11 protein-coding genes and 1 riboswitch are annotated in these 16640 nt (G+C 63.9%); all 11 genes read left to right on the forward strand.

Features of this window, described 5'->3' with window-relative positions; translation table 11 throughout:
* Positions 1-4 precede the first annotated feature (4 nt).
* The 11 genes from MSIMFI_RS22295 (at position 5) to MSIMFI_RS22345 (ending at position 16556) form a co-directional block, all read left to right on the forward strand.
* On the forward strand, positions 5-907 hold the full coding sequence (locus tag MSIMFI_RS22295; RefSeq protein ID WP_186243226.1) for an ESX secretion-associated protein EspG: 903 nt from the start codon (positions 5-7) through the stop codon (positions 905-907).
* 281 nt (positions 908-1188) lie between these two features.
* The gene (eccD, locus tag MSIMFI_RS22300) at positions 1189-2700 is read left to right on the forward strand and encodes a type VII secretion integral membrane protein EccD (protein ID WP_191499208.1); all 1512 of its coding nucleotides are present in this window, start codon (positions 1189-1191) and stop codon (positions 2698-2700) included.
* The gene (gene mycP, locus MSIMFI_RS22305) at positions 2678-4465 is read left to right on the forward strand and encodes a type VII secretion-associated serine protease mycosin (protein ID WP_186243228.1); all 1788 of its coding nucleotides are present in this window, start codon (positions 2678-2680) and stop codon (positions 4463-4465) included. The genes eccD and mycP overlap by 23 nt, the downstream gene beginning before the upstream one ends.
* Positions 4462-5685 carry a type VII secretion protein EccE gene (eccE, locus tag MSIMFI_RS22310; RefSeq protein WP_191499209.1) on the forward strand — a complete coding sequence of 408 codons (1224 nt, stop codon included), beginning with the start codon at positions 4462-4464 and terminating at the stop codon, positions 5683-5685. The genes mycP and eccE overlap by 4 nt, the downstream gene beginning before the upstream one ends.
* Positions 5682-7514, forward strand: coding sequence for a type VII secretion system ESX-5 AAA family ATPase EccA5 (gene eccA5 / locus MSIMFI_RS22315; protein ID WP_186243230.1), 1833 nt, complete (start codon positions 5682-5684; stop codon positions 7512-7514). Before eccE ends, eccA5 begins: the two co-directional genes overlap by 4 nt.
* Before the next feature lie 790 nt (positions 7515-8304).
* The gene (locus MSIMFI_RS22320) at positions 8305-9573 is read left to right on the forward strand and encodes a PPE family protein (protein WP_191499210.1); all 1269 of its coding nucleotides are present in this window, start codon (positions 8305-8307) and stop codon (positions 9571-9573) included.
* Between the two features lie 110 nt (positions 9574-9683).
* The gene (locus MSIMFI_RS22325) at positions 9684-10901 is read left to right on the forward strand and encodes a PPE family protein (RefSeq protein WP_191499211.1); all 1218 of its coding nucleotides are present in this window, start codon (positions 9684-9686) and stop codon (positions 10899-10901) included.
* Between the two features lie 130 nt (positions 10902-11031).
* A riboswitch (M-box (ykoK) riboswitch) is annotated at positions 11032-11206 on the forward strand.
* 277 nt (positions 11207-11483) lie between these two features.
* Positions 11484-11702, forward strand: coding sequence for a PE family protein (locus MSIMFI_RS22330; protein WP_191499212.1), 219 nt, complete (start codon positions 11484-11486; stop codon positions 11700-11702).
* 16 nt (positions 11703-11718) lie between these two features.
* Positions 11719-12918 carry a PPE family protein gene (locus tag MSIMFI_RS22335; RefSeq protein ID WP_318187424.1) on the forward strand — a complete coding sequence of 400 codons (1200 nt, stop codon included), beginning with the start codon at positions 11719-11721 and terminating at the stop codon, positions 12916-12918.
* Between the two features lie 928 nt (positions 12919-13846).
* A complete protein-coding gene (locus MSIMFI_RS22340) occupies positions 13847-15127 on the forward strand; it encodes a PPE family protein (protein ID WP_191499213.1) in 1281 nt (426 codons plus the stop codon).
* Positions 15128-15161: 34 nt separating this feature from the next.
* Positions 15162-16556 carry a PPE family protein gene (locus tag MSIMFI_RS22345; protein ID WP_191499214.1) on the forward strand — a complete coding sequence of 465 codons (1395 nt, stop codon included), beginning with the start codon at positions 15162-15164 and terminating at the stop codon, positions 16554-16556.
* The last annotated feature ends 84 nt before the right edge of the window (positions 16557-16640 follow it).

A 16640-nucleotide genomic window follows, 5' to 3' on the forward strand; every position in this document is an offset into this window, starting at 1 on the left:
AGGGATGGACCAACAAAGTACCCGCACCGATATCACCGTCAACGTCGACGGCTTCTGGATGCTCCAGGCGCTGCTGGATATCCGGCACGTCGCGCCGGAGCTGCGGTGCCGGCCGTACGTATCTACCGACAACAACGACTGGTTGAACGAGCATCCGGGGATGGCGGTCATGCGCGAGCAGGGCATCGTCGTCAACGACACCGTCAACGAGCAGGTGGCCGCTCGGATGAAGGTGCTCGCCGCGCCTGACCTCGAGGTCGTCGCACTGCTGTCCCGGGGCAAGTTGCTCTACGGCGTTGTCGACGACGAGAACCAGCCGCCCGGTTCGCGTGACATTCCCGACAACGAGTTCCGCGTGGTGTTAGCGCGCCGCGGCCAGCACTGGGTGTCGGCGGTCCGCGTTGGCAACGACATCACCGTCGACGACGTTTCGGTCACCGACAGCGCCTCGATCGCCGCGCTGGTGATTGACGGCTTGGAGTCCATCCACCATGCGGACCCGGCGGCGATCAATGCGGTCAACGTCCCACTGGAGGAGATGTTGGAGGCAACGAAGTCGTGGCAGGAATCCGGTTTTAACGTCTTCTCCGGCGGAGACCTACGGCGAATGGGCATCAGCGCTTCCACAGTGGCCGCTCTGGGGCAGGCCCTTTCGGATCCCGCGGCCGAGGTCGCGGTGTACGCGCGGCAATACCGTGACGACGCGAAGGGGCCCAGCGCCTCGGTGTTGTCGCTGAAGGACGGATCCGGTGGGCGCATCGCGCTGTATCAGCAGGCGCGGACCGCGGGGTCCGGCGAGGCGTGGCTCGCGATTTGCCCGGCTACCCCGCAGCTAGTGCAAGTGGGGGTAAAGACGGTTTTGGACACATTGCCGTACGGCGAGTGGAAAACGCACAGCAGAGTTTAACAACACCGTTACCAAACACGCAGTGCAACAACAGTTTTGAACATAGAGTGCGAGTTGGATGCGAACACGACATACTGCTCTAGAACCGGCTGCAATAACTGAAAAGCAAGGTCAACCGCAATTAATAGTCGCGAGGCGAGGCAAATGAAATCGGAGTCAGTCGAGCCGCTACTCCCAGAGGGCTTTGACATCTTGGGCGTCTCGGTGCGCACACCGAAAGAGCCCCACGTGCCGCCGAGAACACACCGCAACACATTCGCCATGGCAGGGGGAGCAGGACGATGACTGCAGTAGCTGATGCGCCACAGGCCGATGTCGAGGGCGTCTCGTCGCCGCGAGCCGTTGTAATCGGCATCATGGCCGGTGAGGGTGTCCAGGTCGGTGTGCTGTTGGACGCCAACGCTCCGGTTTCAGTGATGACCGAGCCACTGTTGAAGGTTGTCAACAGCCGACTCCGGGAACTCGGTGAGACTCCATTGGAAGCCACTGGGCGCGGCCGATGGGCACTGTGTCTCGTTGACGGCACGCCGCTGCGCGCCACCCAGTCGCTTACGGAACAAGACGTCTACGACGGCGACCGACTGTGGATTCGGTTTATTGCCGACACCGAACACCGCTCGCAGGTCATCGAGCACATCTCCACTGCAGTGTCGTCCAACCTCAGCAAGCGATTCGCCGCAATCGACCCCATCGTCGCAGTCCAGGTCGGTGCGGCGATGGTGGCGACTGGGGTTGTGCTGGCATCCGGCGTGCTGGCCTGGTGGCGCTGGCACCACAACACGTGGTTGACAACCATCTTCACCGCGGTGATCGGCGTGCTCGTGTTGGTAGTGGCTATGTTGCTGTTGATGCGCGCCAAGACGGACGCGGATCGGCGCGTTGCCGACGTCATGCTGATGAGCGGGATCGTGCCGGTGACGGTTGCGGCCGCCGCGGCACCGCCAGGTCCGGTCGGGTCCCCGCAAGCTGTGCTCGGATTTGGGGTCCTCACCGTCGCCGCCGCGCTGGCGCTGCGGTTTACCGGTCGCCGACTGGGGATCTACACCGCGGTCATCACCATCAGCGCGCTGACAACGCTTGCGAGCCTGTCGCGAATGGTCGCAGCGACCAGTGCGGTGACCTTGCTGTCCTGTGTGCTGCGGGCCTGCGTGTTTTTCTACCACGCGGCGCCGGCGCTGTCCCGACGACGGGCCGGCATCCGGCTGCCGGTGTTCCCGTCCGCCACGAGCCGATGGGTTTTCGAGGCCCGCCCCGATCTGCCGACGACTGTGGTGGTGTCGGACGGCGGTCCGCCGACTCTGGAAGGACCGGCGTCGGTGCGGGATGTGCTGCTGCAAGCAGGGCGCGCCCGGTCGTTTTTGAGCGGCTTGTTGGTGGGACTCGGCGTCCTCGTGACTGTGTGTGCGACCGCGTTGTGCAATCCACACACCCACGAACGCTGGCTGCCGCTGATCCTGACCGGGTTCACCGCAGGTTTCCTGCTGCTGCGTGGTCGCTCCTACGTCGACCGTTGGCAGGCGATCACCTTGGCCTCGACCGCCGTGATCATCGTCGCCGCGGTGTGCGTGCGGTACGCGGCCGGGCTGCACTCGCCGCTGTCCGTGTCGATCGCGGCGGCGATCCTGGTGCTGCTGCCCGCGGCGGGGTTGACAGCCGCGGCTGTGGTGCCCAACACCATCTACAGCCCGCTGTTCCGCAAGTTTGTGGAATGGATTGAATATCTCTGCCTGATGCCGATCTTCCCGCTGGCATTGTGGTTGATGAATGTCTATGCAGCGATTAGGTACAGATAGCAGCAAGTCGTGGCGTGGTCGCGCAAGCACCGCGACCGTCGCCGCGATTCTGCTTGCCTCGGGTGCGTTAGCCGGCCTCCCGCCGGCGTATGCCATCTCGCCGCCGACGATTGATCCGGGCGCGTTGCCGCCTGACGGTCCACCCGGACCAGTGGCGCCGATGAAGCAAAACTCCTACTGCACCGAGGTCGGGGTGATACCAGGCACGGATTTCCGGTTGCAGCCGAAATACATGGACATGCTGAACTTGACAGAGGCATGGCAATTCGGACGTGGCGGTGGGGTTAAGGTCGCCGTCATTGATACCGGTGTGACACCACACCCACGACTGCCGCACTTGATCCCGGGCGGCGACTACGTGATGGCGGGTGGTGACGGCCTGTCCGACTGCGACGCACACGGAACCATCGTCGCGTCGATGATCGCCGCGGCTCCCGCCAACGGGGCAGTAGCGCCGCCGGCTGCGCCACGTCGGCCGGTGACCGTGCCCACCACAGAAAAGCCACCACCGCCGCAGACGGTGACACTGTCGCCGGTACCCGGCCCGACGGTGACGGTGATTCCGGCTCCGCCGCCGTCGCCGCAGGAAGGGGCTCCACCCGGGCCACCGCCAGGACCTGGTCAGGCGCCGGCCGCGAACCACGGCGGCGGCACCGTGACCATTCCCGGCTATTCCGGTGGCGGGCACGTGATTTCGGTCGACAATCCACACCCGCTGGCCCCGCACCCGCTCGCCCCGTCGACCACCTCGACACCCGCACCGCCACCGCCTCCACCGCCGGCTGCATCCGCGGCACCAGCCCCGGACGCTTTCAGCGGAATCGCACCGGACGTTGAGGTGATCTCAATTCGCCAGTCAAGCCAGGCCTTTGGCCTCAAGGACCCCTACACCGGGGACGAAGATCCGCAGACGGCGGCGAAGATCGACGGCGTCCAGACGATGGCGCGAGCGATCGTGCACGCTGCCAACATGGGAGCTTCGGTGATCAACATCTCCGACGTGACATGCATGAGCGCGCGCAACGTCATCGACCAGCGCGTCCTGGGCGCCGCCGTTCATTACGCGGCGGTCGACAAGAACGCCCTCATCGTGGCCGCAGCCGGCGACAGCAGCAAGAAGGACTGCAAGCAGAACCCGATCTTTGACCCGTTGCAGCCCGATGATCCTCGCAACTGGAACGCTGTCACCACGGTGGTGACGCCCTCCTGGTTCAGCGACTATGTGCTGACCGTCGGAGCAGTCGACTCCAACGGGCAGCCAATGAGTCAAATGAGCATCGCCGGACCATGGGTATCGATCTCCGCACCCGGAACCGACATCGTCGGACTCTCACCCCGCGACGACGGTCTGATCAATGCGGTTGACGGCCCGGACAACACGTTGTTGGTTCCGGCGGGCACCAGCTTCTCGGCTGCGATCGTGTCCGGCGTGGCCGCGCTCGTACGCGCCAAGTTCCCCGACTTATCCGCGTACCAGGTTATGAATCGGTTGATTCACACGGCCAGGGCGCCCGCTCGCGGCGTCGACAACCAAGTCGGCTACGGTTTGGTTGACCCGGTGGCGGCACTGACATGGGATGTGCCCGAAGGCCCCGCCAGGCCGCCAAAGCAGCTATCAGCACCACTGGTACTGCCAAAGCCGCCCGCCGATCGCAACATGGTGCCAGTGTGGGTGGCAGCCGGTGGATTAACCGGTGCACTACTGATAGGCGGCGCGGTGTTTGGTACGGCGACATTAATGCGGCGATCAAGGAAGCAGCGATGAAGACTCAGCGCAGGTTTGGGTTGTCGTTGTCGTGGCCGCGCGTTACGACGGTGTTTTTGGTCGACGTCCTGATTTTGCTGGCCGCCAGCCATTGCCCGGAATCATGGCAGGGCGACAAGCATGTGGCGTGGTGGGTCGGTGTGGCCCTCGCGGTGCTGGTAACGCTGCTGTCGGTGGTGACCTATCGCGGGATCACGGTGACATCGGGTGTGGCGGCGTGGCTATGGGATTGGTCGGCTGACCAGGGTGCGGCGCTCGGGGCTGGATGCACGCCGGCAATCGACCACCAGCGTCGCTTCGGGCGTGACACCGTAGGTGTGCGTGAGTATCGGGGCCAGTTGGTCACCGTGATCGCTGTTGACGACGGTGAAGGCGATCCGTCGGGTCGCCACCGCCATCGGACTGGTTTTGCGACGGGGACGGCAGCCGTTTTGCCGGTGACCGCAGTCGCTGAGACGTTGCGCCAGTTCGACATTCAGCTTGATGGCATCGACATTGTGTCGGTGCAGGCGCGTGGCGCAGCGGAGGCGGCCAAGGCCTCGGCTTCGCTGGAGGAGTGGGGGCCTGAGGAGTGGGATGTGGTGGGTGATCAGCCCGCCGCCGATCGGCGTAGCACCTGGTTGGTGTTGCGGATGAATCCGCAACGCAATGTGGCTGCCGTGGTGTGCCGCGATTCGTTGGCGTCGACGTTGGTGGCGGCCACCGAGCGGCTGGCCCAGGATCTGGATGGGCAAAGTTGTGCAGCCCGGCCGTTGACTGCGGATGTGCTGGCCGAGATGGATAACGCGGTGCTTGCGGATTTGGAGCCGACATGGAGTCGCCCGGGTTGGCGGCACCTCAAGCATTTCAATGGATACGTGACGAGTTTTTGGGTGACGCCAGCGGACATCAGCTCTGAGACATTGGAGCAGTTGTGGTTGCCCGACGCCCCGGAAGTGGCAGCGACTGTGCTTACGGTGCGGTTGACCATGCGGGTGGAGGGGCCTGCGGTGTCGGCGTGGGTGCGCTATCACAGTGAAGCCCGTTTGCCTAGGGAACTATCAGCAGGGCTCAACCGACTCACCGGCCGACAGTTGGCCGCTGTGCGCGCCAGCGTGCCTGCGCCTACGACCCGGCCCCAATTGGTAGTACCTAGCCGCAGGCTTGGGGAGCATGACGAACTCGAGCTGCCAGTCAGCCACGAGCCGGAACACGCAACAAGCTTGTCCACAGGGCAATGACCCGCGCGCAGTCAGCCGCCGAAGACGCCCGTAACGCACTGGTCGCCGGTCTGCTGGCATCGGGAATCTCTGTCAACGGCCTGCAACCTAGCCACAATCCGCAGGTGGCCTCGCAGATGTTCACCACCGCTACCACCCTGGATCCAGCGATGTGCGATGCCTGGCTGGCGCGGGTGCTGGCCGGGGACCAGAGCATCGACGTGCTGGCTGGCGCATGGGCGGCAGTAAGGACCTTCGGTTGGGAGACGCGCCGCCTTGGCGTCACGGATCTGCAGTTCCGCCCTGAGGTCTCCGACGGGTTGTTTCTGCGGCTGGCGGTAACCAGCGTGGACTCGCTCGCCTGTGCGTACGCGGCGGTCCTCGCCGAGGCTAAGCGTTACCAGGAGGCGGCGGAACTGCTGGACTCCAGCGATCCCAAGCATCCGTTCGATGCTGAGTTGGTGAGCTATGTCCGGGGTGTGTTGTACTTCCGCACCAAACGCTGGCCGGATGTGCTCGCGCAATTCCCCGAGGCAACGCCGTGGCGTCACCCCGAGCTGAAAGCCGCGGGCGCGGCAATGGCCACGACGGCACTGGCGTCACTCGGCGTCTTCGAAGAGGCATACCGCCGCGCCCAGGAAGCCATCGAGGGGGACCGGGTACCCGGCGCGGCAAACATCGCCTTGTACACCCAGGGCATGTGCCTGCGGCACGTCGGGCGCGAGGAGGAAGCGGTAGAGCTGCTTCGCCGCGTGTATTCACGCGATGCGAAGTTCACCCCCGCCCGCGAGGCGTTGGACAATCCCAACTATCGGCTGGTGCTAACCGACCCGGAAACAATTGAGGCGCGGACGGATCCGTGGGATCCGGATAGTGCGCCGACCCGCGCACAGACGGAGGCCGCTCGCCATGCCGAGATGGCCGCGAAGTACTTGGCCGAAGGCGACGCCGAGCTGAACGCGATGCTCGGTATGGAACGAGCCAAGCGAGAAATCAAACTCATCAAGTCCACGACCAAGGTGAACCTTGCGCGAGCCAAGATGGGCCTTCCGGTCCCGGTGACTTCGCGCCACACGCTGTTATTGGGGCCCCCGGGAACCGGCAAGACGTCAGTCGCGCGCGCTTTCAGTAAGCAGTTGTGCGGGCTGACCGTGCTGCGCAAGCCGGTTGTGGTGGAGACCAGCCGAACCAAGCTGTTGGGCCGCTATATGGCGGATGCGGAGAAGAACACCGAGGAGATGCTCGAGGGCGCGCTGGGCGGGGCGGTTTTCTTCGACGAGATGCACACGCTGCACGAGAAGGGGTACTCCCAGGGCGACCCTTACGGCAACGCGATTATCAACACGCTCCTGCTGTATATGGAAAACCATCGTGACGAGCTAGTGGTGTTCGGCGCGGGTTACGCCAAGGCGATGGAAAAGATGCTCGAGGTGAATCAGGGTCTGCGGCGGCGTTTTTCGACAGTTATCGAGTTCTTCAGCTACACCCCGGACGAGCTGATCGCGCTGACGCGCCTGATGGGCCAGGAGAACGAGGACGTCATCACCGAGGAAGTGGCCCAGGTGTTGTTACCGTCCTACACCAAGTTCTACAGCGACGAGACCTACTCCGAAGACGGAGATTTGATTCGCGGAATAGATGTGCTCGGCAATGCCGGTTTCGTGCGCAATGTGGTGGAGAAGGCGCGCGATCATCGCAGTTTCCGGCTCGATGACGCAATTCTCGACGAAGTGCTCGCCAGCGATCTCACCGACTTCAGCGAAGCCCAATTGCGCCGATTCAAAGAGTTGACTGCCGAAGATCTCGCCGAAGGACTCCGCGCTGCAGTGGCGGAGAAGAAGACAACCTAGACAATTCTGGTCTAGCCTCGGCCAGCTAACCGCGGCTCCGCGTAGTCCCGATTCAGTCCGTCGAATGTCCCGGACATTTACGACCGTCACGTTTATCGCTCATCGCAACCTCCGGGAGTCGCGTTGGCGTGCATAGGGCGCGATAGCCCCGGGGCACCGGACACTGGCTCGCCAGTGATGTTTCTGCACGGAAATCGGCCCGGAAATAGAGATTGGCGGTTACCGCCGAAGGCGCCCAGGGGCCGGCACGACACGCCAAGTGTATGGGTTGTGTCTAACTCGCTTCGGGCAGCGCCGCAGCCGGATACGCTGTTTGGTGCCGAAGCTCAGACGAGCGGGATGCCGAGTCTGGCAAATTTTGCCGGGTCGACGGTTATCCCAATTTGCGCAACACGGCGGCACTCCCGGGTGACCGAAACGTGACGGGAGGTGGGCCGGGACCGATCCAATTGACAGTGGTTGTACGAAGTTGATGATCGTTTCTTTCCGATCCGGTCAAGGCGAATTTTCCGCCGTCTGAATCGATTGGCGCCGAGTACCCGAAACACGCTGCGCAGTGATTGCCTAGGTGCTTTCGGCCACACCCCGACACCACCACAGCGGCCGAGGCCGAACTCCGGGTCGGACTATCCCGACGAGGAGACGTCCATGCTATCTAGGCCCGCCGCAACACAATTCGCGTTGCGCGCCCCAATCTATCAAGGTCCGGGCCGCAAAGCGGCGATCCTTCACGAACTGTTCATGGCCAACGTGGCCAATGCAGTCATTGCCGGTTAAAGGAGGTGTGGCAATGGATTTCGGAGCGTTACCACCGGAAGTCAACTCTTTGCGCATGTATTCGGGGCCAGGATCGGCCCCGATGCTGGCTGCTGTGACGGCCTGGGACAGCCTCGCCGCAGAGCTGCGTTCGACGGCGGACGCATACGAGACGGTGATCTCGACACTGACCAGCGACGAATGGCTGGGCCCGGCCTCGGCATCGATGGTGGCCGCAGTCACCCCATATCTGGCGTGGATGACCATCACGGGAATGCAGGCCGAGCAGACTGCCCGTCAGGCAGCGGCAGCGGCGGGCGCATTTGAGTCCGCGTTCGCGATGACGGTGCCTCCACCTGTGGTGGCGGCTAACCGGGCTCAATTGGCGGCGCTGGTCGCGACCAACTTGATTGGTCAGAACACGCCCGCCATCGCCGCGACCGAGGCTGCATACGGCGAGATGTGGGCCCAGGACGCGGCGGCGATGTATGGCTATGCGACCGGTTCTGCTGCCGCCGCGACGCTGACACCGTTCACGGAGCCGGCGCAGACGACCAACCCGAGCGGGCAGGCCGACCAGGCCGAAGCGGTCACCCAAGCCGCCGCCAGCGCCGCGGGCAGCCTCGCGCAATCGGAGTTGCCGCAACTAATGTCCGCGGTGCCGGACAGTCTGCAAGGACTTGCATCACCAGCCGCGGCGTCGCCGCTCGACGCCATTCCGGGGACGGGATTGCTCGCCGACATCCTGAATTTCCTGGATGGCAACGACGGGAATCCTTATGGGATCTTCTTGAACTCCTCGTTGATGAACGGCTTCGTCTCGGCCGGGTACGTCAGCCCCGCCCTCGTCGGCCCGGCCGTCTGGGCTGCAATGGCAGACATCAACGCCGTAGCGCTCGGCGCGCAAGAAGGTGTCGCGGTACCACCCATGGGCTCGGGCGAAGGAAATCCGGGGTGGATACCGGCAGACTCGCCGGCCAGCCCTATAGGCGTGCCCCCTTTGGGCACTGTGACTCCGGCCTCGTGGAGTACGGCAGAGGTGTCGGCCGGCACCAACAAGGCGGCGTTAATCGGGCGATTGTCCGTCCCACAGAGCTGGACGGCGGCGACCGCGGTGGCGAACCACGCCGGAGCTGCGGCAGCAGGTGGCGGCTGGACCAGCACCGCCGTCCCAGAAGCGGCGGCCGGTATGCCCGGCGTGCCCGGCATGCCCGCCGTGGGCGCTTACGGGCACGGGTTCGGAAGTGCCCCGCGGTACGGATTCCGGCCCACAGTCATGGGACGCCCGCCAGCCGCTGGATAACGCAACGGTCTTCGTGACTTTGGCCTATCGGTGCTGGCACGTATGCGGTCACCGAAGCCAACAACGCGCTGCGCGATCGGTTAAAGGTCGGCCAAAAGGAGGTGCAGGCAATGGATTTCGGGGCGCTCCCGCCTGAAGTCAACTCCCTGCGCATGTATTCCGGGCCAGGATCGGCGCCACTGCTGGCTGCTGTGACGGCCTGGGATGACCTTGCTGCCGAAATGCATTTGACCGCAACGGCATACGAGTCGGTGATCTCGGCGTTGGTCAGTGAAGGATGGCTGGGGCCGGCATCGGCAGCGATGGCGGCTGCGGTCGCCCCGTATGTGACTTGGATGAGCGCGACGGGCCTGCAGGCCGCACAGACAGCCGCTCAGGCCGCGGCGGCCGCGGCGGCGTTTGAGGCCGCGCACGCGATGACCGTGCCCCCGGCTGTGGTTGCGGCGAATCGTGCGCGATTGCTGGCACTAGTGGCGACCAATTTTCTCGGTATTAACACACCTGCGATCGCGGCTACCGAGGCCGAATACGCCGAAATGTGGGCCCAGGACGCGACGGCGATGTACGCATATGCGGCGAGTTCTGCCGAGGCCGCAGCGCTGACACCATTTACTGAACCGGCGCAGACCACCAGTACCTCCGGGCAGGCCGGCCAGGCTGCGGCGGTCTCTCAAGCGGCCGGTTCCGCAGTGGGCAGCGTTACCCAAACGCAGTTGCCCCAACTCATGTCGGCGGTGCCGGCGAGCATACAAGAATTCGCATCACCTGCGGCGGCGTCGCCATTCGACGCAATTACCCAGCCGGGACTGCTTGCCGACATCCTGAATTTCCTGGATGGAAACGATGGGAACCCCTACGGGATCTTCCTGAACTCCTCGCTGTCGAATGGGTGGGTGTCAGCCGGATATACGGCTCCCGCAGCGGTCATGCCCGCAATCACGAGCGCGCTTGCCGATGTCAATGCCGTGGCTCTCGGCGATACGGAGCAGGTCTCCTTACCGCCGATGGGCTCCGGTTCCGGCAATCCCACGTGGACCGGGGCGACGGGCACTCAGCCGGGATTGGGTGGCGTTACGACCGGCACGAACCAGGCGGCCCTGGTTGGGCGACTGTCTGTTCCACCGAGCTGGACGGCGGCCGTCGAGGTGGCAAATTCCCCCGGTGCCGCAGTATCCGGCACAGGTTTGACCAGCACCGCTGCTGCGCCTGAGGCTGCGGGAGTGCCCGGCGTGCCCGGCATGCCGGCCGCTTACGCACGTAATTTTGGCAATGGTCCCCGATACGGATTCCGGCTGACGATCATGCCGCGCCCGCCCGCCGCCGGCTGACAGAGACTGCGGACCGCCCGATAGCCCCGAATTGTGCTTTTGCGCTGGTTGCTCGGTTTGTACACCGATATTTGCAGTCGGTTGCGTGTTGGGTTGACTCCCATCGCTGCGAGTGCCACGATGGGGCCGGTATGCACCTCGCTAGGTGAGGCGTCTGCACGGATATAGGCCACTGACCTCGAACGTCGAAAGACGCCCAGGGTCAGGACAGCTCTTCCCGGCTTAAGGGTTGAGCCCAAGTGGCTTCTGGTTTTACCAGCCAGATACGCCGTGTGGTGCCAAAGCTCTGACGAGAGGGGTGCCCGCCCGATCGCTTTGCGTTGGGCCCTCATCCCTATGTGCGCGGTACCCGGCATCCCCGTGTGCCCCGGCCCTGAGGAGGTGAGAGCGAATGAGTCCCGGCGATAGTCCCTATCCGAGATCGACGACCATTTCGTTCCGATCCGACCCTGGCGCCGTTTTCGCAGTCTGAACCGCGTTACAGCAATTTCCTGATCTCACGTTTCGCCACGCGAAACGTGTGTGGGTTGCGCGGAAATGCCACCGTCCGGGTTGGGTGATTTCCCGTGAGGATCATGTCCGATGTCATTTGTCACTACCAATCCGAAAGCCTTAGCCCTGGCTGCCGGTCTCTTGCATGACGTCGCGTTCATTCCGACACAGTTCAGCGCCCACGGCGCCCTATATCAATTGGTGGGCGCGCGTGCCACGGGAGTCCATGAGCGGTTTATCGCGACCCTGGGCACCAGCGCCGATTCCTATGCGGCCACCGAAGCCGCCAACACCATTTCCGCCAGCTAACGAGAAGGGGGCAACGATGACCGCCGCCCTGGACTTTGCCGCATTGCCGCCCGAAATCAACTCCACTCGCATGTACATGGGAGCGGGCTCGGGGCCAATGCTGGCCGCCGCGTCAGCCTGGAGCGGATTGGCCGCAGAACTGCGTGCCACCGCGTTGTCTTACGGCTCGGTGCTCGCCGCATTAACCACCGAGGAATGGTGCGGCCCGGCGTCAGCATCCATGGCGGCCGCCGCGGCCCCCTACGTTGGGTGGATGAGCAGCGTCGCCGTCCAAGCCGAGCAGACCGCCGCGCAAGCCGAGGCCGCCGCGGGTGCTTACGAAGCCGCGTTCGCCGCAACGGTGCCACCAGCGGCGGTCGCGGCCAACCGTGCTCAGCTGATGGCGCTGATCGCCACCAACGTCCTGGGGCAAAACACGCCGGCGATCGCGGCCAACGAGGCCCAGTACGCCGAAATGTGGGCCCAAGACGCGATGGCCATGTACGCCTACGCCGGTTCCTCGGCTGCAGCAACGGAGTTGAGCCCGTTCGTCGAACCGCACCAGACAACCAACCCCAGCGGGCTGGCCGCCCAGGCCGCTGCCGTTACCCAAGCCGCCGGCAACTCGGCCGCCAGCCAGCAGAACGATCTGTCGCAGCTGATCTCCGCTGTGCCCAGCGCATTGCAAACACTTACGGGCTCCAACAACACATCATGGTGGACAGAAATCCTGAACATTCTGACTGGGAATGGGCCTTCTTGGTGGAACAACTTCTGGAACACGTGGGGGCCCAACGCGAATATCTGGAACACCATCACTTCGACTGGGTTCTTCACCCCGGGCGCCACCATCGGAACCCTTTCGAGCTTGCTCGGTGCGGGCGCCATTGGCGATGTGGCGGGGGACATAGCCGCGGAGGCAGCACCTGCCGCGTCCAACGCGGTGACAGGTGCTGTCGGATCCCCGGCCGGGCTTGGTGGAATGATTTCCGCCGGCGCGGGCAACGCAGGCATCATCGGCAAGCTATCGGTACCGCCAAGCTGGACCGGCGCCGCGCCGGTCAGCCCTCTTGGCTCGGCGTTGGGAGGCACGCCAATGGTCGCGCCGCCGCCAGCGATGGCAGCCGGGATGCCCGGAATGCCGTTAGGCAGTATGGCCGGCCAACCGTTTGGCCGCGCCGTGCCACAGTACGGGTTCCGCCCCACCTTCGTGGCACGCCCACCCGCCGCCGGATAGCCTGCGGCGGGTCAACGAGGGCGTCCTCCCAGGGAATGTCCAGCAACTGGGCAGTCAGGTGGCAGCTGTATCGGCATAAGTTTTTGAACGTTTTGCGTACGCTTTCCCAGTGTCAGGAGAACACATCACTACGATCAGTAATCCATTCGGCGCTCGACCATCAGGCCGCCGCCCGCGAGTGCTGACGCAGCCATCTGTGGGGTCGGTCGTAGATGATTGAGGGGTATGCCAGGGCACACGACCACTGGTCTCGACCGCGGTCAGCGGTGCGAAATGTTTGCCGGCGACGATCAGGCGAACGATAAGCTGATTGCAGTAACAATGCCGCTGGATATCCTTAGCCAATATCGTTCGTACGCTCCGAAGCCCTACCGCCGCGGCGCAGCATTTGTGCATATTTTGAAACCCTCCAAAGCATTTTTTAAACAGCGAAAAAGGGGGTCGCATTATTCGCGATTGACGCAGTGAAATGCCTTTCTTTCGCACATCGCGACAATGCAAGTCGAGTCGTCAAGCTGCAGATACTTGTATCGGCCTCGGGTCCATTGCCGGATGGTCGCCGATCATAGTTGTGACCACGGTGTTTAGTGTGACAGAGCGATAGCTGCGCGCTCGTCTCACCAGTCGTCAACGACCGGTGACACTGACTGTTTACATTTCGCTTACGTGAGCGGAACGCTAGGCAAATAATTTTTTCGCAGCATGTTCGTATCGTAGGCCAGAAACCTGAAAAGGGGGAGGAAATGCCTACCGCGACAGATTTTTCGAACGGGCGTGAGCGGGTTTGTCGTCACTAAAACATGTGAAATTACTCACAGAACCTTATTTGCGTATCTGGTGAGTTTGATAAGAGCCAGATCGATTTGTATGCACAACGAGGGAGCCGTGATTACCATGGCGGCCGTATAGGGGACCGGAGGTAACACATATGGACTTCGGGGCGCTCCCGCCGGAAATCAACTCCGGGCGGATGTATGTAGGGGCGGGGTCCGGACCGATGTTGGCTGCAGCTGCGGCATGGGACGAGTTGGCCGTGCAATTGCACGACATGGCCGCCTCATATGGTTCCACGATTGAGGGCTTGACCATCGGCCCATGGGCGGGTCCGTCCTCGATCACGATGGCGGCTGCGGCCGCTCCGTATGTGGCGTGGATAACCGCCACGGGGGCTCAGGCTGAACAGGCGGCCACGCAGGCCAAGATCGCCGCGGCGGCGTATGAGACGGCGTTTGCCGCGACGGTGCCCCCACCGATGATTGCCGCAAACCGCGCGTTGTTGATGACGCTGATCGCCACCAACATTTTTGGACAGAACACGCCGGCAATCGCGGCTACTGAAGCCGAGTACGCCGAAATGTGGGCGCAGGACGCCGCCGCGATGTACGCCTACGCCGCTTCGTCTGCGACCGCGTCGGAGGTGACACCGTTCACCGAGCCACCGCAAACCACCAATCCGTCGGCGGCCGCCACGCAAGCGGCCGCGGTTGCCCAATCCGCCGGGACCGCTACCGGCTCAGAGTTGACGACGCAGTTGTCCCAGTTGATCTCCGCGGTGCCGAACACGCTGCAAAGCCTGGCGACGACCACGGGGTCAACGGCCGCGGCTACGGGATTGCCATTGCCGGGGATCACCCTGCCACCGTGGCTGGCGACCGACATCGCAAACTGGAACACAATCATGTCGGCCCTCACCGGGCCGTACTCCCTCCAGGGGCTGACCTCCATACCCGGCGGCCCGTTCCTGTCGTTCGGTCAGATATACGCCTTCGCCCAAAACGGGCAAGGGCTGCAGGCCTTCTACGCCCCTGCGAAACCCATCACCGGGGCATTGGCACCTATCGCTGGGCAGGGGTTCAACCTGACCTCCGCAGCGGCAGGTGGGGCGCCGCCAGTGTCGGGGGCCATGGGCCGCGCGGCCTTGGTGGGAAGTATGTCGGTGCCCGAAGGCTGGACCACAGCCGCGCCGGCGATGAGAACGCTCGCCTCGGTCCTACCCGCCAACATGGCAGCCGCACCGGCTGCTTCCCTGGCCGGCGGCGAGGCCGGCGTGTTCGGCCAGATGGCCCTGTCGAGCCTGGCGGGACGTGCCATGGGCGCTACCGCGTTCGGCTCCGGAGGTGGTGGTGCGGCGAGGTCACTCGGCGGCGTCGTCGCCGAGGCGGACCCAGCCGCCGCCACCATCATCGTGATCCCGGCGGTCGAGGACTGACCAGGACGGCTACGACCAGGTAAGAGGCGAAGACATGTTGTATGCAGCACTACCGCCGGAGATCAACTCGGGCAGGATGTACACCGGGCCTGGCTCGGGGCCGATGCTGGCCGCCGCGGCCGCCTGGGACACGCTTGCCGGAGAACTACAGTCCACGGTGGCCCTCTACTCGTCCGCGATCTCGAGTCTGACCAGCGGGCCGTGGGTAGGTCCATCATCGGCAGCCATGGCGGCCGCGGTCGCGCCATATGTGACGTGGCTCAGCGCAACCGCGACGCAGGCAAAGGAAGCAGCGACCCAGGCGACCGCGGCGGCAAGCGCCTACGAGGCAGCATTCGCCGCACACGTGCCGCCGCCGGTGATCGCGGCGAATCGCAGCCAACTCGCAACACTGATCGCTACCAACCTTTTTGGGCAGAACACGTCGGCAATCGCGGCCACCGAGGCTCAGTACGCGGAATTTTGGGCCCAAGACGCCACCGCGATGAACAGCTATGCAACCTCGTCGGCGACCGCTACCCAAGTGACGGCGTTCACGGAGCCACCGCAGATCACCGATGCGAGCGGTCTGGCCAGCCAGGCGGCCGCGGTAGGGCAAGCCGCCGGCGGCGCAGCCGCCACGGATACGCTCCTTGGGGCCGGGCCGATATCGGAGCTGCTGCAATTGGGTGCTGACCTCGCCACGGCTTACAACACCGCTGTTCCAAAGCTCATAGACGCCCTGCTTGGGCCGGGCACGGCAGCGACCTATAGCAGCTTGTACACGGCGATCAAGGTTCCTCTCGGGTTTACCACTCAGTTCAACGACATCGGGCTGATCATCAACTTCCCGGCGTCGCAATTCCTCAAGTTCGCGACCAAGCCGGCTGTGCTTGGCGAACTGCCGAAAGATGCGCTGGGAGGTGGACTTGGCCTTGGGGCACCACACTGGGGCCGGGGCTGGCTGACCAGCGCGCCGGTAACGGCGGATTTCGGACGCGGCACCTTGGTTGGAAAGTTGACAGTTCCGCCGAGTTGGGCCCCGGCGACTCCGGATATCAGGATGGTCGCTGCCGCGCTGTCGGCCGCGGGGCCGGAGGCGGTGCCGGCGGCCGCGCTTAGCGAGGGCAGCCTGCTCAGTTCGATGTCGGCGGCCGGAATGCTCGGCAGTGCCTTAGGCGCAGGGGCTCCCAGCGCTTTCGCTGGCACTGGCGTCCGAGGTCGTCTCACGCCCATCAAAGACCTCAAAAACAAGCACTCGCCCGAGAAGCTCAAACGTCTGGTCGCACAAATTTCGGAAAAGCCCGAGAGCGTACAGCACCATAATGTCGATCAAGAAGGTCTTGACAGCCTGCTCGAGCAACTGTCGAAGAAACCCGGCATCCACGCGGTCCACCTGACCAAAGGCGACAAGCCAAAAGTCCTGCCGCCAAATACGCAGTTAGGTTAGCTTTTTACCGTATTGCCTTGGGACAACGGAATTTTGGCCCACTGTACCAATTCTGCAAGAATTGCCTCGACATGGGAGAATGGT

The organism is Mycobacterium simulans (assembly GCF_900232995.1).
Taxonomy (GTDB): Bacteria; Actinomycetota; Actinomycetes; order Mycobacteriales; family Mycobacteriaceae; genus Mycobacterium; species Mycobacterium simulans.